This window comes from Mycobacterium parmense (assembly GCF_010730575.1).
GTDB classification, from domain to species: Bacteria; Actinomycetota; Actinomycetes; order Mycobacteriales; family Mycobacteriaceae; genus Mycobacterium; species Mycobacterium parmense.
Map to the genome: position 1 here is coordinate 2146213 of NZ_AP022614.1, position 16793 is coordinate 2163005.

A 16793-nucleotide genomic window follows, 5' to 3' on the forward strand; every position below is an offset into this window, starting at 1 on the left:
GCTGATCGCGCGGCTGCGGCGCCCCCGGCCGGTGCTGCGCGCCGCGGTGGAATTCGTCAACGCCGCCAACGGTTTACGCCCGCTGGCCCGCAAGGGTTACAGCACCGTCCTGGTGTTCTGGTTCGGCTGGCCCACCTCGGAGGTGCCCGGCCTGTACTTCTCGGCCTCGCTGGCCGACGCGCTGCGCCGCGGCCGGCGCGGCGACTTCGCCGGCCGGCGCGGCAGGGTGGCGATGGCGCTGACGGCCGCGTCCTGGGCGATCCTGGGCGTGATCCGCTACCGGGGCGTGACCACGCCGGGCCCGGTGCTCGAAGCCGGTCTGCGCGAGCAGCTGGGCCACGACTACGCCAACGAGATCCTCGACCTCCCGGCGGCCTTCACCCGCCGCGGGCGCCGGCTCCTGCCGCTGGCCAACACCGTCGCGCGCCGTCGCTACGTCGACAAGACCAACGTGGTTTCCTACGGCCCGCACGGCCGCGCGAACCTCGCCGATGTCTGGCGGCGCCGCGACCTGCCGCGCGACGGCAAGGCACCGGTGCTGCTGCAGGTGCCGGGCGGGGCCTGGATCATCGGAATGCGCCGCCCGCAGGCCTATCCGCTGATGAGCCACCTGGCGGCCCGCGGCTGGGTCTGCGTGTCGATCGCCTACCGGGTGTCCCCGCGGCACACCTGGCCCGATCACATCGTCGACGTCAAGCGGGCGCTGGCATGGGTGAAGGAGAACATCGCGGACTACGGCGGCGACCCCGACTTCGTCGCCATCACCGGCGGCTCGGCGGGCGGGCACCTGTGCGCGCTCGCGGCGCTGACCCCCAACGACCCCCAGTTCCAGCCCGGCTTCGAGGACGCCGACACCTCGGTCGTCGCGGCGGTTCCGGTGTACGGGCGCTACGACTGGTTCTCCACCGAGGGCGAGGGGCGACGCGAATTCATCGGGCTGCTCGAAAAGTTCGTGGTCAAGCGCAAATTCGCATCGCACCGGCGCGTCTACGTCGACGCCTCGCCGATCCGGCAGTTGCGTGCCGACGCGCCGCCGTTCTTCATCCTGCACGGCTCCGACGACTCGCTGATCCCGGTCGGCGAGGCACAGGACTTCGTCGAGGAGATGCGCGCCGTGTCGAAGTCACCGGTCGCCTACGCCGAATTGCCGAACGCGCAGCACGCTTTCGACATCTTCTCCTCGCCGCGGGCGCATCGCTCCGCCGAGGCCGTAGCGCGCTTCCTCTCCTGGGTCTACGCGACCACCTACGCGGCGCGCGACTAACTAGCCGCCTCGCCCCTTGCGCCAGCCCAAACGTTGACATCTATATTTTATAGCTATATATGTTAGATAGGAGGTGGTGGAGATGACACCCACGGATGACAAGCCGTCCCGACTCAAAGAACTGTTCCTCGGACCTGATCTGGTCGTGATGCCCGGCGTGTACGACCCGATCAGCGCCAAGCTGGCCCAGCAAGCCGGGTTTGCCGCGCTGCAGTGCAGCGGCCTCGGGATCGCCGCGGTGCATTACGGTGTCCCGGACTACTCCATCGTCTCCCTGGCCGAGATGGCCGGTGCCTGCGGCGTGATCGCCCGATCGGTCGACATCCCCGTGGTGGGGGACGCCGATACCGGATTCGGCAACGCGGTCAACACGTTCTTCACGGTGCAGACCTTCGAACGCCACGGCCTCGCGGGGATCAACTTGGAAGACCAGGTCATGCCCAAACGGTGTGGCCACCTCGACGGCAAACACGTCATCGACCTGGACGAGGCCGTGGCCAAGATCCGGGCCGCGGCCGATGCCCGGCACCACCCGGACTTCGTCATCACCGCCCGTACCGACGCACTGGCCGTGGAGGGCATCGACGGCGTTATCAAGCGCGGCAACGCCTATCTCGACGCCGGCGCGACGCTGGTGTTCGTGGAGGGCTTGCACGCGCGAGAGGAGATCGTCGCCGCCGTTGCGGGTATCGACGGGCCGGTGGGGATCAACATCATCGAAGGCGGCAAGTCGCCGACGCATCTGACGTTCACCGAGCTCCAGACGCTCGGCGTGGCCCGGGTCAGCCTGCCCGGCGCCCTGCTTGCCGCCGCGATCACGGGGATCACCGACGCACTCGAGCAGATTCGCCACGACGACGGGACCTGGAACCTGGGCACGCGCACGGCCGGCTTCGCCGACATCCACGACCTCGCCGGCACGCCGCTGGTCGCCGAACTCGAGCAGCGCTACCTTGCCGGTCTCGCTTCCAGCGGGGGGAGGCGGTGATGGCAGCGCAACCGAGCACGGTCTTCGACAAGATCTGGGATGCCCACGTGGTATCCCAGCTCGATGCCGACACCGCGCTGCTCTACGTCGACCGGATCTTCCTGCACGAGAAGAGCGGTGCGTTCGCCCTGACCAGCCTGCGCGACGATCACCGGCGGGTCTTCGACCCGCACACCGTATTCGGCACCCTCGACCATTCGGTGGACACGCGGCCCGGACGCACCGACACCAGCCCGCTGCCCGACAGCCAGAAATTCATCGAGGGATTCCGGGCCACCGCCGCGGCGGCAGGCATACCGATCTTCGATCTCGGCGACGACCGCCAAGGAATTTGTCACGTCACCTTCCCCGAGCAGGGACTGGTCCTGCCCGGCATGACGATGGTGTGCGCAGACAGCCACACCGGCACCAACGGAGCGCTCGGCGCGCTGGCCTGGGGCGTGGGCGTGAGCACCTGCGAGACCGCCCTGGCCTCCCAGACGCTGGCCGTCAAACGGCCCAAGACCCTGCAGGCCCGCTGCACCGGATCACTCGGCGACGGCGTCTACGCCAAAGACCTGATCCTGGCGCTCATCGCGACCATCGGCGCCGCCGGCGCCACCGGCCACGCCATCGAGTACGCCGGGCCGACCATCGAATCGATGCCCATCGAAGGCCGAATGACGTTGTGCAACATGGCCGTCGAAGCCGGCGGGTTCACCGGCATCGTCTCCCCCGACGCCATCACCCTGGACTACCTCAGGAGCCGAGCGCAAGCACTCACCGGTAGCGACTGGCAGCGCGCCGCCCGGCAATGGTTGGCGCTGGGCACCGACGACGGGGCACGTTTCGACCGCACCGTCGACATCGACGTCACCGCCTTGACACCCCAGATCACCTGGGGCACCAGCCCCCAGCACTGCGCCGGCATCGACGCATCGGTGCCGCATCCCGACACGCTGCCCGATCCCGCCGGAGCCGCAAAAGCACTCGACTACATCGGGCTGACGCCGGGCACGCCGATGACCACCATTCCCATCGACGCCGCCTTCATCGGATCCTGCACCAACGCAAGACTTTCCGATCTGCGAGCCGCGGCAGCACTGCTGGCCGGACGCCACGTCGCCGACGGAGTCACCGCCATCTGCATCCCCGGGTCGACCGCGGTCAAGCGCGCCGCCGAGGCCGAGGGCATCGACCGCATCTTCATCGACGCCGGCTTTCAATGGCGCGAATCGGGCTGCGGTTTCTGCTTCTTCGGCGGCGGCGAGGGCTTCCCGAGCGGCGCGCGCGTGGTCAGTTCCACCAACAGAAACTTCGAAGGCCGGCAGGGCCCCGGCGTGCGCACCCACCTGGCCAGCCCCGCCACCGTCGCCGCGTCCGCGCTCACCGGGCACATCACCGATCCCAGGACCCTGCCATGACCGACCGATCACTGCGACACGTCGCCGGCGTGGTCGCGCCGCTGCTGCGTGACAACATCGACACCGACATCATCGCCCCCTCCCGTCTGCAGGTGCCCGGACTGGGCAAGACCGGTTATGAATCAATCCTGTTCGGCAACTGGCGCTACGACGAGAACGGCTGCGAACGGCCCGATTTCATCCTGAACCAGACGGATTACCGGGCCGCGACGATGCTGCTCACCGGTGCGAACTTCGGCTGCGGCAGCTCCCGGGAATCCGCGGTCTGGGCGCTACGCGGATTCGGCATCAAGGCCATCATCGCCCCCGGCTTCGGGTCCATCTTCGCCGCCAACTGCTACCGCAACACCATCCTGCCGCTGACCCTCCCGCCGGACGAACACGCCCGCCTGGTCGCCGAACTACACATCGACGCCGCCGAACCACCACGAGCAGAGATCGACCTCGAACACCGCCGCGTGCGGGCCACCGCGGGGCCCTGGCACTCGTTCCCCATCGACCACCGGCCCCGCAGTTTGCTCCTCGACGGACTCGACGACATCGACGACAATCTGCGGCACCGCAACGACATCGACGCCTACCGCGCCCGCGACCAACGGCTGCGCCCCTGGCTGTACCGCCGCGCCGACAGCACGGGACGCGACAGCGCGGAAAACCGGGGCTAGACGCTCAGCGCCGCCGCCTTCTCGAGTTCGGTCAGCGCCTGCTCGATGCGGTCGGCCATGTCGTCGATGTCGTTGGCCACCTCGGGCGTCGTCACGAAACCGAAGTCCAGGTAGTCCTGGTAGGAGAAGCAGGTGATGTTCAGCGCGACGTCCATCACCGGCGGACCCAGCGGCACCAGCGACTCCAGCCTGGCCCCGGCCATGTACAGCGTAAAAGGAGGGCCCGGGACGTTGGACACGACCAGGTTGATGGGCGCCAGGTTTCGCGACAGCCCGCTGGCCGTGTAGGCGCGCGCGGCCAGCTGCAGCAGCCCGGGCGGGGTGGTCTCGGTGAGCCCCATGATCTGATGCGCCGACAGAGCCCTGGCCATTTCCTTTGCGCTCTGCGTGCTTTCGTGGATGGCCCGCAGCCGCTCGCCGGGGTCTTCGATATCGGTCGCGAGCGACGCGGTCATCGAGCTGACCTGATTACCGACGTCGTCCTTGCTCTCGTCGGTGCGCGTCGACACCGGGATCTGCGCGATCAGCGGTTTGGCCGGCAGCTCGCCACGCTTGAGCAGGTACTCCCGGGCGGCGCCGGCCACCAGCGCCAGCACGACGTCATTCAGCTTGACGCCGAAGGCGTCCTTGACGGCCTTGGCGCGGGCCAGCTCGATGCGGCAGCCGCTGATCCGGCGGTGGGGCGACACCGGGGCGTTGAAGCGCGTCTTGGGCGCCTCGAAGTAACGCGGCGGCCTGCTTCGGATGCCCAGCGTGGCGATCTGCTGGCGCAGCGTCTGCTCGACGAGCAGGGCGACGCGGAACGGCGTCTTGACGCCGACGTTGATCAACGCGCCGATCGCGCGGCGTTGGAGGCCGGGGAGCTGCGATCCGCCCAGCGACCCGACCGTGCCCTCGCGCGGCGGCCGGGGTTCGGGCGTGACGTCCAACAGGATTTCACCCAGCCCGGCGCCGGAGACACCGTCGACGATGGCGTGGTGCATCTTGGTCAGGATCGCGATCCGGCCGCCCCCAGGACCTTCCAGACCCTCGATGACCCACATCTCCCACAGCGGCCGCGAGCGGTCCAGCTTGTAGGACATCAGCCGGCCGACGAGCTCCTCGACTTCGCGGCGGCCGCCGGGGGCGGGAACGCCGATGCGGCGGATGTGGAAGTCGATGTCGAGATCGGGATCCTCGACGAACCACGGCCGGTCCAGCCCCAGGGGCGCGCCCGTGACCCGCCAGCGCAGCTGGGGCAGCTCGGGCAAACGCTCGACGATCAGCTCGCGCAGACGCTGGAAGCTGTACTCGGGCGCGTCGCTGGGATCACAGATCGCCAGCGCACCCACGTGCATGTGCCAGCCCGCCGTCTCCGCCGACCAGAACGCCGCGTCGACACTCGAAAGCCGTTTCATGAGCTGACCGTAGCCCGATCAGGCATCCTCCAACAGATCCGGCGTCACCGCCGACTCCGTGTCGGGGATGCCGTCGATTTTCGCCTTGCGATCGGCCATCGACAGCAGCCGCCGAATGCGTCCTGCCACAGCGTCTTTGGTCATCGGAGGGTCGGCGAGCCGGCCGAGTTCCTCCAGCGACGCCTGCCGGTGCTCGACGCGCAGCTTGCCCGCCGAGGCCAGGTGGTCGGGCACGGTGTCACCGAGGATCTGAAGCGCCCGCTCGACGCGGGCGGCCGCCGCGACCGCCGCCCGCGCCGAGCGGCGCAGGTTGGCGTCGTCGAAGTTGGCCAGCCGGTTGGCCGTGGCCCGCACCTCGCGCCGCATCCGGCGCTCCTCCCAGACCAGCCGGGTGTCCTGGGCGCCCATCCGGGTGAGCAGCGCGCCGATCGCCTCGCCGTCGCGCACCACCACCCGGTCCGCGCCGCGCACCTCGCGGGCCTTGGCGCTGACCCCGAGCCGCCGGGCCGCGCCCACGAGCGCCAGCGCGGCCTCCGGTCCCGGGCAACTGACTTCCAGCGCGGACGAACGTCCCGGCTCGGTCAGCGAGCCGTGCGCCAGAAACGCGCCCCGCCATGCGGCTTCGGCGTCGCCGATGCTGCCGCCGACGACCTGGGCCGGCAGGCCGCGCACCGGCCGCCCCCGCACGTCGAGCAGCCCGGTCTGGCGCGCGAGCGCCTCACCGTCGTTGGCCACCCGCAGCACGTAGCGGGTGCTCTTGCGAATCCCGCTGGCCGACAGGACATGCACCACGGCGTTGTAGCCGTACAGCTCGAAGATGTCCTTGCGCAGCCGCCGCGCGATGTTGCCCAGGTCGACCTCGGCCTCGACGACCACCCGGCCGCCCACGATGTGCAGCCCGCCGGCAAACCTCAGCAGCGAGGTGACTTCCGCGCGCCGCGCGCTGACCGACTTCACCGTGAGGCGACTCAGCTCGTCCTTGACCTCGGTCGTCATCGCCACGCGTCGTCACCCCTGTCGCCGTCGATCCGAACCTCTTCGGGGGCCGTCGCACTCGGCGTCCCCGGGCCCTGGTGGCCCGCCCGGACCCCGTCCAGGGCCGCCGCGAGCTTGCCTGGATCATGTAAAGGTGTACCAGGTCTGGCCACATCCGCGAAGTGGACCTGGGCTTGCAGCAACGTCGCGGTGCGGCGCAGTTGGTCCCGCTCCCGCTCGCTCGGCACCCGTTCGGCGTCGATGATGATGTCGTGCACGGTGAACCAGGGGGCGTGCTGGGCCAGTACGTGCAGGTGACGCTCCACGGAGAAGCCGGCCGTCTCCCCCGGCTCGGCCACCAGGTTCAGCACCAGGGCCCGCCGGGCGGTGGTAGCCTGCAGCGCCGACGCCAGCCCGGGGACCAGCACGTGCGGGATCACGCTCGTGAACCACGACCCCGGCCCCAGCACCACCAGGTCGGCGCCCATGATGGCGTCGACGGCCTGCCGGGTCGCGGGCGGGTCCTTGGGCAGCAGCCGCACCCGCCGCACCTTGCCCGGCGTGGTCGCGATCGCCACCTGGCCGCGGATCAGCCGGAACATGCGCGGGTCGGTCTCCAGGCCGGACACGTCGGCCTCGATCTGCAGCGCGATGGGGCACATCGGCAGCACCCGGCCCTTGACGCCGAGGATGCGTCCGAGCTCGTCGAGCGCGGCGACCGGATCGGCCAGCACCTCGGACAGCCCGGCGAGCATCAGGTTGCCGATCGGGTGTCCGGCCAGCGCGCCGCTGCCGCCGAACCGGTGCTGCAGGATGGTCGCCCACAGCCGTCCGTGCGGGCTGTCAGAAGCCAACGCGGCCAACGCCATTCGCAGGTCTCCGGGCGGCACCACGCCGAGTTCGCTGCGCAGCCGGCCCGACGATCCGCCGTCGTCGGCCACCGTCACCACCGCCGTGACGTGAGGGGTCAGCCGCCGCGCGGCCGAGAGCGTCGCGTACAGACCGTGCCCGCCGCCGAGCGCCACGATGCCCTGGTTCACCGGTGCGCTCATTCGCGGCCCAGGTCCCGGTGCAGCGCCCGCACCGACAGCTGCGGGTTGCCCCGCAGCAGCTGCATCAACGCCTCGGCGATCGCGACGCTGCGATGCTTCCCGCCGGTGCAGCCGATGGCGACCGTCATATAGCGCTTGCCCTCCCGCCGGTAGCCGTCGACAACCAGAGACAGCAATCGATGGTAAGCATCGAGGAACTCCGCCGCGCCGGGTTGGTCCAACACGTAGTCGCGCACAGCCGGGTGCTGGCCGGTGAGCGGACGCAACTCGTCGACCCAGTGCGGGTTGGGCAGGAAACGCACGTCCATCACCATGTCGGCGTCCATCGGCAGGCCGTACTTGAAGCCGAACGACTCGACGGTGACGCTCACGTACGTCCCGGTCTCGCCGCCGAACGCCCGCTCGATGCTCTCGCGCAGGCCCCGCACCGACAGCGTCGAGGTGTCGATGATCAGGTCGGCGGTGGCGCGGACCGGGGCCAGCATCCGGCGTTCGGCGGCGATGCCCTCGGCCAGGGTCTGCTGGCCCTGCAGCGGGTGGCTGCGGCGGTTCTGTTCGTAGCGGCGCACCAGCATGTCGTCGGACGCCTCCATGAACACCACGCGCGGGCTGATGCCGCGGGTGGCCAGCTCGGTGCGCACCGAGTCCAGGTCGCCGGTGAAACCGCGCGACCGCACATCCATCACGACGGCCAGCTTGGTGATTCGCGAGCCGGCCGCCAAGCCGAGATCGACCATCCGGGTGATCAGCTGGGGCGGCAGGTTGTCGGCCACGTACCAGCCGAGATCCTCGAGCACCTTGGCCGCCGTGCCCCGTCCGGCCCCGGACAGTCCGGTGACCAGGACGACGTCGATGTCCGCCCCCGTTTCGGGGCGGGCATCGCCCGGGTGGCTGTCGGTCAGGTCGCCCGTCATTCGGAGCCTCCCGTCGACCCGGCCCGCTCGGGCCGCAGGGCTTCGAGCACCGCGGTGGCGGTGGCCACTCCGATCCCGGGCACGGCGGTGATCTGGTCGACGGTGGCCTCCTTGAGGCGGGCTATCGATCCGAAGTGGGTTACCAGCGCCTTGCGGCGATGCTCCCCCAATCCTGGCACCGAATCCAGCGCCGATGCTGTCATTCGCTTGGATCGCTTGCTGCGATGGTAGGTGATCGCGAACCGGTGCGCCTCGTCACGGACCCGCTGCAGCAGATAGAGACCCTCGCTGTTGCGCGGCAGGATGACCGGGTCCGGCTCGCTGGGCACCCACACCTCTTCCAGCCGCTTGGCCAGGCCGATCACCGCGACGTCGGTGACGCCCAGCTCCTCGAGCACGGCGGCGGCGGCGTTGACCTGGGGCGCGCCGCCGTCGACGACGTACAGGTTGGGCGGGTAGGCGAAGCGGCGCGTTTTGCCCTCCGGCGAAAGCAGATTCGGGTCGTTCTTGTCGCTCAGATGCCGCTGGAACCGGCGGCGGGTCACCTCGGCGATGGAGGCGACGTCGTCGGAACGCCCCTGCCCCGCAGCTTCCCTGATCCCGAAGTGGCGGTAGTCCGACTTGCGGGGCAGGCCGTCCTCGAACACCACCAGCGAGCCGACGACGTCGGTGCCCTGCACGTGACTGACGTCGACGCACTCGATGCGCAGCGGAGCCTCCGGCAGCCCCAGGGCGTCCTGAATGCTCTGCAGCGCCGCCGATCTGGCGTTGAAGTCGCCGGCGCGCTTCAATTTGTGTTGCTGCAGGGCGTCTTTGGCGTTGCGCTGCACGGTCTCGGCCAGCGCCCGCTTGTCGCCGCGGCGCGGAACCCGCAGCACCACCCGCGAGCCGCGCAGGCCGGAGAGCCAGGTGGCGAGCTCGTCGGCGTTGGACGGCAGGCACGGCACCAGCACCTCGCGGGGCACCGGGTTGACGGCCTCGTCGGCCGAGCCACCCAATTCCGCCTGCTCGCCGTAGAACTGCGTCAGGAACTGTTCGACCAATCGCTCCTCGCCGGATTCCCCGGGGTCGCCGGACTTCTCGACGATCCAGCCGCGCTGCCCGCGGACCCGGCCGCCGCGGACGTGGAACACCTGCACCGCGGCTTCGAGGTCGTCGTCGGCGAAGGCGACCACGTCGGCGTCGGTGCCGTCCCCGAGCACCACGGCCTGCTTCTCCATGGCGCGCTTGAGCGCGCCGAGGTCGTCGCGCAGCCGCGCGGCCCGCTCGAAGTCGAGTTCGTCGGCGGCGGCGTTCATCCGCTGCTCCAGTTCGCGGGCGAACCGATCGGTTTTGCCCGACAGGAAGTCGCAGAAGTCCTCGACGATCTGGCGATGCTGCTCGGCGCTGACCCTCCCGACACACGGCGCGGAGCACTTGTCGATGTAGCCGAGCAGGCACGGCCGGCCGATCTGGTTGTGGCGCTTGAACACTCCGGCCGAGCAGGTGCGGGCCGGGAACACCCGCGTGAGGAGGTCGAGGGTTTCGCGGATGGCCCACGCGTGCGAATACGGCCCGAAGTAGCGCACGCCCTTGCGGCGCGGGCCGCGGTACACCATCAGCCGCGGGAATTCCTCGTTGAGGGTGACCGCCAGCACCGGATAGGATTTGTCGTCGCGGTAGCGGACGTTGAAGCGCGGATCGAACTCCTTGATCCAGTTGTATTCCAGCTGCAAGGCCTCGACTTCGGTGTTGACCACCGTCCACTCGACCTTGGCCGCGGTCGTCACCATCTGCCGGGTGCGCGGATGCAGGCCCGCGACGTCGGCGAAGTACGACGTCAACCTGCTGCGCAGGCTCTTGGCCTTGCCGACGTAGATGACTCGTCCGTGCGGGTCCCGGAACCGGTAGACGCCGGGCTCGACCGGGATGGACCCGGGCGCGGGGCGATATGTGGCGGGATCTGGCACGTCTCCAGGCTAATGGTCGCCGGCCGTGCGCTCCGAAGGGCCCCGAAGGGGCAGTTGGCTCCTCGGAAAGCCGAGACAGGGGCCCTCAATGCCGTTGCGCCCGTATCGCACCGGCCACCGGGCACGTGGGCACTCGGCGGGCGGCACCGGGCGACGCTCAGTTCGCCGACAGGTCCGGCCGGTACCGGGCCACCAGGGACCGCACGGTGTCCATCGCCGCCACGGCCCGTTCCCTGTCGATGGCCTGGATGGCCATCACCGGGACGTACTCGTCGTCGGGCAGGTCGACTCGCGCCATCCGGGCGCCACGGGGAAACGAGACTCCGACGATCTCCGACCATTCGAAAAGCCGGTAGCCCAGCAGATTACGCACAGCAACCCCGGCCGGTCCCAACCGCAACCGGGGGCGGGTGAACAGCAGCACGAGCCCGGCCAGCACCAATCCGAGGACGGCCATCGCCACCTGGTCGGCGGTCTGGAAGATGACCCCGGTGGACTTCATCTTGAGCAGAAAACCCACCGTGACAAGGACTCCCGCGATCACGACCGCCGCGGCGCAGGCGAACAGCGGCGTGCGGTGCGCACGCAGCTCGACGTCCCACGTCTCGCGGTCGCGCGACGACGTCACGACCGGGCGCGCAGGTCACGCAGGGTCAGCGCGGCGGTCAGGGCCGCGCCGGCCGCCTGCGCCCCCTTGTCCTCGACCGAGGTCGCAAGCCCGGCCCGGTTCAGCGCCTGCTCCTCGGTGTCGGTGGTCAGCACCCCGTTGGCCACCGGCGTCGAGGCGTCCAGCGCCACCCGGGTCAAACCCTGGGTGACCGCGTCGCAAACGTAGTTGAAATGGGGTGTCTCGCCGCGGATCACGACACCCAGGGCGATGACGGCCTCGTGGCTGCGGGCCAACTCCTGGGCCACCACCGGAAGCTCGATCGCGCCGAGCACCCGCACCACCGTCGGGCTGTCGATGCCCGACTGGGCGGCCACCTTGCGGGCGCCGGCCAAAAGCGCCTCGCAGATCTCGGTGTGCCAGGTGCTGGCCACAATGCCCAGCCGCAGACCGGACGCGTCGATCGCCGGGATCTGCGGTTCCCCGCTACCGCTCACAAAGCGCCGCCGAATTCCCCGGGAAGATGGACGGATTCGTGGAATTCGTCCAGCCCGGCCAGGTCGTGACCCATCTTGTCGCGCTTGGTCATCAGGTAGCGGATGTTCTCGGCGTTGGCGCGCACCGGCAGCGGCACGCGCTCGATGATGTGCAGGCCATACCCGTCGAGACCCACCCGCTTGGCCGGGTTGTTGGTCAGCAGCCGCATCGACCGCACGCCCAGGTCGACCAGGATCTGGGCGCCGATACCGTAATCCCTTGCGTCCGCTGGCAATCCGAGCTTGAGGTTGGCGTCGACCGTGTCTTCCCCGGCGTCTTGCAACTGGTAGGCCTGCAGCTTGTGCATCAGACCGATGCCGCGGCCCTCGTGGCCGCGCATGTACAGCACGATGCCGCGCCCCTCCCGGGCCACCATCGCCATCGCGGCGTCCAGTTGCGGCCCGCAGTCGCAACGGCGCGACCCGAACACGTCCCCGGTGAGGCACTCGGAGTGCACGCGGACCAGCACGTCGTCACCGTCGGCGTCGGGTCCGGCGATCTCGCCGCGAACCAGCGCCACGTGCTCGACATCCTCGTAGATGCTGGCGTATCCGATGGCCCGGAACTCGCCGTGGCGGGTCGGGATCCGCGCCTCGGCGATGCGCGCGATGTGCTTCTCGTGCTTGCGCCGCCACTCGATCAGATCGGCGATGGTGATCAGCGCCAGGTCGTGCTCGTCGGCGAACACCCGCAACTCGTCGGTCTGGGCCATCGCGCCCTCGTCCTTCTGGCTGACGATCTCGCAGATAGCGCCCGCGGGCTGCAAACCCGCCAACCGGGACAGGTCGACGGCGGCCTCGGTGTGTCCGGGCCGGCGCAACACCCCGCCGTCCTTGGCGCGCAACGGAACGACGTGCCCGGGGCGGGTGAAGTCGCCGGCGACGGCGGCGGGGTCGGCGAGCAGGCGCATCGTCGTGGCCCGGTCGGACGCCGAGATGCCGGTGCCGACGCCGAGGCGGGCGTCGACGGTGACGGTGTAGGCCGTGCCGTGCTTGTCCTGGTTCACCGCATACATCGGCAGCAGCCCCAGTCGGTCACAGATCTCGCCCGCCAGCGGCACGCACAGATACCCCGACGTGTAGCGCACCATGAAGGCCACCAACTCCGGCGTCGCCTTCTCGGCGGCGAAGATCAGGTCGCCCTCGTTCTCGCGGTCCTCGTCGTCGATGACGATGACGGCCTTTCCGGCCGCTATGTCGGCAACCGCCCGCTCGACGGAGTCCAACCTCGTCATCTTGGCTACCTTGCTGTCGTGGGCCCGGGTGGGGAGCCCGAGTGTTGTCTTTAAGTATGAACCACCGGGACGCGGACGTTATTGCCGCGGACGCGCAGCCCGGATGAGCCGGCCTTAAGTCCCGGCTGTGAAGAGGATCTGAGACACGGGGTCCGGCGCGCCAACGCGTTTTGGCGCTCTGTGCGGGGGGAATGGGGCCGGCATGAATACCACCACGCAAACAAAACCGTGGGTTCGCCTGTGCACCGCAGCACTGGCGGCCGGCGGTCTCGCTGCAACCACGCTGGGTCTGGCTTCCGGAACCGCTCAGGCGGCGCCCCCGCCGGCGCCGGCGTACCACCACCACTGGTGTCCCGGCGACCAGTGGGATCAGAGCTGGGGCCCGTACCAGAACTGGAACAGCTGTCACGACTGGGACGACAACTACGGCCCGGCCGGCTATGGCGCCCCGCCGCCGTGGGCGCGGCCGATGCCGCCGCCACCGCCGTGGGCGCCTTGGGCGCACGTCGTCTGGAACCCCGGGGTGAATGACTGGGGTTATTGGGACGGCCCCGTCTGGCGACCGCTCTAGCCAAGACAGCAACCACCCGACGGCAACGCAGGCCACCGCGGCGGCGCGCACCGCCGCTGCCGGTGGCCTGCGTTCACCGGCGGTCAGCATGCGCGGCGCGGCTGAACCGAAGAGCCCGCCTCACCAGCCGCGGAAGCTGAATCACCTGCCGCTGTGCGCCATCAACCGCTCGACGTATTTCGCGATCACGTCCACCTCGAGGTTGACCTGGGTGCCGACCGGCGCGCTGCCCAGGGTGGTGAGTTCCCGGGTCGTCGGGATGAGCGACACTTCGAACCAGTCCTTCGGCCCGGCGCCCAGGCCCGAGACCGTCAGGGAGATCCCGTCGACGGTGATCGACCCCTTCTCGACGACGTAGCGCGCGACCTCGGCGGGAACCTCGATGCGCACCACCTCCCAGTTCTCGGAGGGCGCCCGGGCCACGACCCGGCCGGTCCCGTCCACATGGCCCTGCACGATGTGGCCGCCGAGCCGGCTGTTGACCGCCGCGGCGCGCTCGAGGTTCACCCTGCTGCCGACCTGCAGAGCGCCCAGGTTGGACCGGTTGAGCGTCTCGGCCATCACGTCCGCGGTGAACTGGCCGTCGGCCGTCAGCTCGGCGACCGTCAGGCAGACGCCGTTGACGGCGATCGAGTCGCCGTGGCCGGCGTCGGAGGTCACGACGGGCCCGCGGATGGTCAGGCGCGCTGCGTCGGTCAGGACGTCGCGCGCCGTCACCTCCCCGAGTTCCTCGACAATTCCGGTGAACATCGCACCAGCGTAATCGGCCTGCGGGCGCCGACCCACGCCCCGCGATCCCGAGCCGCACTTAGGCGACCCTCTACGATGCACAGTATGCAACTAAGCCGCCGTCTCACGGCCGTCTTTGCTTCCCTGACCCTTACAGCCCTCGCGATCTCCGGCTGCTCGTTCAGCTCCACGACGAGCAGCGGCGGACCGTTGCCCGACGGCAAGACCCTGGTGAGCCAGTCCGCCGACAGCACCAAGAACCTGAAGAGCGCGCACCTGGTGCTGACCGTGCAGGGCAAGATCGCCGGACTTCCCGTACGGAACCTGACCGGCGACCTCACCACGGTCCCGAACACCGCCGCGCAGGGCAACGCCCAGATCAGTTTCGGCGGGCAGGACATCAGCGCCGACTTCGTCGTCGTGGGTGGTGACCTGTACACCAACGCGCTGAACCCCGGCGACAAAACGATGACCGACGTCGGCCCGGCCTCACAGGTCTACGACCCGTCGGCGATCCTGAACCCCGACACCGGCCTGGCCAACGTGCTGGCCAACTTCACCGACGCGAAGGCCGAGGGCCGCGACCAGATCAGCGGCCAGACCACGGTCCGCATCACCGGCAACGTCTCCGCCGACGCCGTGAACAAGATCGCGGCCCCCTTCAAGGCGACCGCTCCGGTGCCGTCCACCGTCTGGATCGTGGAGAGCGGCGACCATCAGCTCGCGCAGATCAGCCTGCAGAAGAGCCAGGGGAACACCGTGCAGATGACGCTGTCGAACTGGAATCAGCCGGTGCAGGTCAACAAGCCCACAGCGGGCTCATGAGGGCGCTGGCGGGACGCCGCGTCGCGATCGGCGCCGGCAGTCTGGCGGTACTGCTCGGTGCGCTCGACGCCTACGTCGTGGTCACCATCATGCGCGACATCATGCACGACGTCGGCATCCCGATTAACCAGCTGCAGCGGATCACCCCGATCGTCACGATGTACCTGCTGGGCTACATCGCGGCCATGCCGCTGCTCGGCAAGGCCTCCGACCGGTTCGGCCGCAAGCGGCTGCTTCAAGTCAGCCTGGCGACGTTCATGGTCGGCTCGGTGGTCACCGCGCTCTCGGTCGCCATCGGCCACTTCAACGTGGCCGACCTGAACGTCCAGATCATGGGGCACCCGCTGCAGAGCCTGCAGATCCTCGGCTACCCGATCGTGAACCTGCACGTCGAGAGCCTCCAGGTGCTGGTCGTCGGCCGTACCATCCAGGGCATCGCCAGCGGCGCGCTGTTGCCGGTCACCCTGGCCCTGGGCGCCGACCTGTGGGCGCAACGCAACCGCGCCGCCGTGCTCGGCGGCATCGGCGCCGCCCAGGAGCTCGGCAGCGTGCTGGGCCCGCTCTACGGCATCTTCATCGTCTGGCTCTTCCGCGACTGGCGCGACGTGTTCTGGATCAACATCCCGCTGACGTTGCTGGCGATGGCGCTGATCCAGGTCAGCCTGCCGAAGCACGATCGCAGCTCGGCGCCGGAGAAGATCGACCTGGTCGGTGGCCTGCTGCTGGCGGTCACCCTCGGCCTCGCGGTCATCGGGCTGTACAACCCGAATCCCAACGGCCAGCAGGCGCTGCCCAGCTACGGGCTGCCCCTGGTGATCGGCGCGGTGATCGCCGGGGTCGCGTTCCTGATCTGGGAGCGGTTCGCGCGGACGCGGCTGATCGACCCGGCCGGGGTGCAGTTCCGGCCGTTCCTGGCCGCGTTGGGGGCGTCGTTCGCCGCCGGCGCCGCGCTGATGGTCACGCTGGTCGACGTGGAGCTGTTCGGCCAGGGCGTGCTGAGCCTGGACCAGAACAAGGCCGCCGGCATGCTCACGTCGTTCCTGATCGCGCTGCCGGTCGGCGCGCTGCTGGGCGGGTTCATCGCCACCCGGGTCGGCGACCGGGCGGTGGCGTTCGTCGGTCTGCTGATCGCCGCGGGCGGCTACCTGCTGATCTCACACTGGCCCGTGGACCTGCCGCACTACCGGCACAACTTCTTCGGCCTGTTCTCGATGCCGGCGATGAACAACGACCTGATGATCGGGGGCGTCGCGGTCAACAACGACCTGCTGATCGCGGGCATCGGGCTCGGGCTGGTGATCGGGCCGCTGACGTCGGCCGCGCTGCGCATCGTCCCGTCGGCCGAGCACGGCATCGCCTCAGCGGCGGTCGTGGTGGCCCGGATGACCGGCATGCTGATCGGCGTGGCGGCGCTGAGCGCGTGGGGCTTGTACCGCTTCTACCACATACTCAGCGCGAAGAACGCCGAGGTGTCGACCAGCCTGAGCATGACCGAGCAGGCAATTGCCAAGGCGCAGAACGCGATCCCGTCGTTCGCCGCGATGTACGGCGAGATCTTCACCATCACCGCGGGCGTCTGCGTCGTCGGGGCGCTGCTGGGGCTGCTCATCAGCGGGCGCACGGACCACGCCGAGGAGCCGGCGATTCCCGAGCAGGAACCCGTCGCCGCGCCGGCGCCGTAAC

The 16793-nt window shown here is 69.7% G+C and carries 16 protein-coding genes; 7 read left to right on the forward strand and 9 right to left on the reverse strand.

Going from position 1 to position 16793, the window contains the following annotated elements; genetic code table 11:
• Position 1 precedes the first annotated feature (1 nt).
• The 4 genes from G6N48_RS09495 (at position 2) to leuD (ending at position 4320) form a co-directional block, all read left to right on the forward strand.
• Positions 2 to 1264, forward strand: coding sequence for an alpha/beta hydrolase (locus G6N48_RS09495; protein WP_085269742.1), 1263 nt, complete (start codon positions 2 to 4; stop codon positions 1262 to 1264).
• A gap of 82 nt (positions 1265 to 1346) precedes the next feature.
• The gene (locus G6N48_RS09500) at positions 1347 to 2252 is read left to right on the forward strand and encodes an isocitrate lyase/PEP mutase family protein (protein ID WP_085269743.1); all 906 of its coding nucleotides are present in this window, start codon (positions 1347 to 1349) and stop codon (positions 2250 to 2252) included.
• On the forward strand, positions 2252 to 3655 hold the full coding sequence (locus G6N48_RS09505) for a 3-isopropylmalate dehydratase large subunit (protein ID WP_085269659.1): 1404 nt from the start codon (positions 2252 to 2254) through the stop codon (positions 3653 to 3655). The genes G6N48_RS09500 and G6N48_RS09505 overlap by 1 nt, the downstream gene beginning before the upstream one ends.
• The gene (gene leuD / locus G6N48_RS09510; protein WP_085269660.1) at positions 3652 to 4320 is read left to right on the forward strand and encodes a 3-isopropylmalate dehydratase small subunit; all 669 of its coding nucleotides are present in this window, start codon (positions 3652 to 3654) and stop codon (positions 4318 to 4320) included. Before G6N48_RS09505 ends, leuD begins: the two co-directional genes overlap by 4 nt.
• Here the strand turns inward: leuD and G6N48_RS09515 are convergent.
• The 8 genes from G6N48_RS09515 to G6N48_RS09550 all read right to left on the reverse strand — a co-directional run bounded on the left by G6N48_RS09515 (position 4317) and on the right by G6N48_RS09550 (position 12985).
• Positions 4317 to 5717 (reverse strand): WS/DGAT/MGAT family O-acyltransferase, encoded by a 1401-nt coding sequence (locus G6N48_RS09515; protein ID WP_085269661.1) that lies wholly within the window; start codon positions 5715 to 5717, stop codon positions 4317 to 4319. The genes leuD and G6N48_RS09515 overlap by 4 nt on opposite strands.
• 18 nt (positions 5718 to 5735) lie before the next feature.
• Positions 5736 to 6713: a DNA-binding protein WhiA gene (gene whiA / locus G6N48_RS09520; RefSeq protein ID WP_085269744.1), complete on the reverse strand. Its 978-nt coding sequence runs from the start codon at positions 6711 to 6713 to the stop codon at positions 5736 to 5738.
• Positions 6710 to 7732 carry a YvcK family protein gene (locus G6N48_RS09525; RefSeq protein WP_139825821.1) on the reverse strand — a complete coding sequence of 341 codons (1023 nt, stop codon included), beginning with the start codon at positions 7730 to 7732 and terminating at the stop codon, positions 6710 to 6712. Before G6N48_RS09525 ends, whiA begins: the two co-directional genes overlap by 4 nt.
• An 8-nt stretch (positions 7733 to 7740) precedes the next feature.
• Positions 7741 to 8658 (reverse strand): RNase adapter RapZ, encoded by a 918-nt coding sequence (rapZ, locus tag G6N48_RS09530; RefSeq protein WP_085269663.1) that lies wholly within the window; start codon positions 8656 to 8658, stop codon positions 7741 to 7743.
• Complete coding sequence (gene uvrC / locus G6N48_RS09535) at positions 8655 to 10607, reverse strand: excinuclease ABC subunit UvrC (RefSeq protein WP_085269664.1); 1953 nt, start codon at positions 10605 to 10607, stop codon at positions 8655 to 8657. Before uvrC ends, rapZ begins: the two co-directional genes overlap by 4 nt.
• A gap of 157 nt (positions 10608 to 10764) precedes the next feature.
• Positions 10765 to 11235, reverse strand: a complete 471-nt coding sequence (locus G6N48_RS09540; RefSeq protein ID WP_085269665.1) for a PH domain-containing protein — start codon at positions 11233 to 11235, stop codon at positions 10765 to 10767.
• On the reverse strand, positions 11232 to 11711 hold the full coding sequence (gene ribH / locus G6N48_RS09545; RefSeq protein ID WP_085269666.1) for a 6,7-dimethyl-8-ribityllumazine synthase: 480 nt from the start codon (positions 11709 to 11711) through the stop codon (positions 11232 to 11234). Before ribH ends, G6N48_RS09540 begins: the two co-directional genes overlap by 4 nt.
• Positions 11708 to 12985 carry a bifunctional 3,4-dihydroxy-2-butanone-4-phosphate synthase/GTP cyclohydrolase II gene (locus G6N48_RS09550; RefSeq protein ID WP_085269667.1) on the reverse strand — a complete coding sequence of 426 codons (1278 nt, stop codon included), beginning with the start codon at positions 12983 to 12985 and terminating at the stop codon, positions 11708 to 11710. Before G6N48_RS09550 ends, ribH begins: the two co-directional genes overlap by 4 nt.
• Before the next feature lie 202 nt (positions 12986 to 13187).
• Here G6N48_RS09550 and G6N48_RS09555 point away from each other — a divergent pair, with 202 nt between their 5' ends.
• Entirely contained in the window at positions 13188 to 13556 is a 369-nt protein-coding gene (locus tag G6N48_RS09555) for a hypothetical protein (RefSeq protein ID WP_085269668.1), read from the forward strand.
• A gap of 141 nt (positions 13557 to 13697) precedes the next feature.
• On the opposite strand, the gene G6N48_RS09560 is transcribed toward G6N48_RS09555, so the two are convergent.
• Positions 13698 to 14306: a riboflavin synthase gene (locus tag G6N48_RS09560; RefSeq protein WP_085269669.1), complete on the reverse strand. Its 609-nt coding sequence runs from the start codon at positions 14304 to 14306 to the stop codon at positions 13698 to 13700.
• Positions 14307 to 14381: 75 nt separating this feature from the next.
• Between G6N48_RS09560 and G6N48_RS09565 the strand changes: the two genes are divergently transcribed.
• A complete protein-coding gene (locus tag G6N48_RS09565) occupies positions 14382 to 15110 on the forward strand; it encodes an LppX_LprAFG lipoprotein (protein WP_139825813.1) in 729 nt (242 codons plus the stop codon).
• Positions 15107 to 16792, forward strand: coding sequence for an MFS transporter (locus G6N48_RS09570; protein WP_085269671.1), 1686 nt, complete (start codon positions 15107 to 15109; stop codon positions 16790 to 16792). The genes G6N48_RS09565 and G6N48_RS09570 overlap by 4 nt, the downstream gene beginning before the upstream one ends.
• Position 16793: the final 1 nt, after the last annotated feature.

Coding starts and splice junctions, on each gene's coding strand:
- G6N48_RS09555 (WP_085269668.1), top strand. CDS start 13,188: ATGAATACCACCACGCAAACAAAACCGTGGGTTCGCCTGTGCACCGCA.
- G6N48_RS09565 (WP_139825813.1), top strand. CDS start 14,382: ATGCACAGTATGCAACTAAGCCGCCGTCTCACGGCCGTCTTTGCTTCC.
- G6N48_RS09560 (WP_085269669.1), bottom strand. CDS start 14,306: ATGTTCACCGGAATTGTCGAGGAACTCGGGGAGGTGACGGCGCGCGAC.
- G6N48_RS09500 (WP_085269743.1), top strand. CDS start 1,347: ATGACACCCACGGATGACAAGCCGTCCCGACTCAAAGAACTGTTCCTC.
- G6N48_RS09550 (WP_085269667.1), bottom strand. CDS start 12,985: ATGACGAGGTTGGACTCCGTCGAGCGGGCGGTTGCCGACATAGCGGCC.
- rapZ (WP_085269663.1), bottom strand. CDS start 8,658: ATGACGGGCGACCTGACCGACAGCCACCCGGGCGATGCCCGCCCCGAA.
- leuD (WP_085269660.1), top strand. CDS start 3,652: ATGACCGACCGATCACTGCGACACGTCGCCGGCGTGGTCGCGCCGCTG.
- G6N48_RS09515 (WP_085269661.1), bottom strand. CDS start 5,717: ATGAAACGGCTTTCGAGTGTCGACGCGGCGTTCTGGTCGGCGGAGACG.
- G6N48_RS09505 (WP_085269659.1), top strand. CDS start 2,252: ATGGCAGCGCAACCGAGCACGGTCTTCGACAAGATCTGGGATGCCCAC.
- whiA (WP_085269744.1), bottom strand. CDS start 6,713: ATGACGACCGAGGTCAAGGACGAGCTGAGTCGCCTCACGGTGAAGTCG.
- G6N48_RS09570 (WP_085269671.1), top strand. CDS start 15,107: ATGAGGGCGCTGGCGGGACGCCGCGTCGCGATCGGCGCCGGCAGTCTG.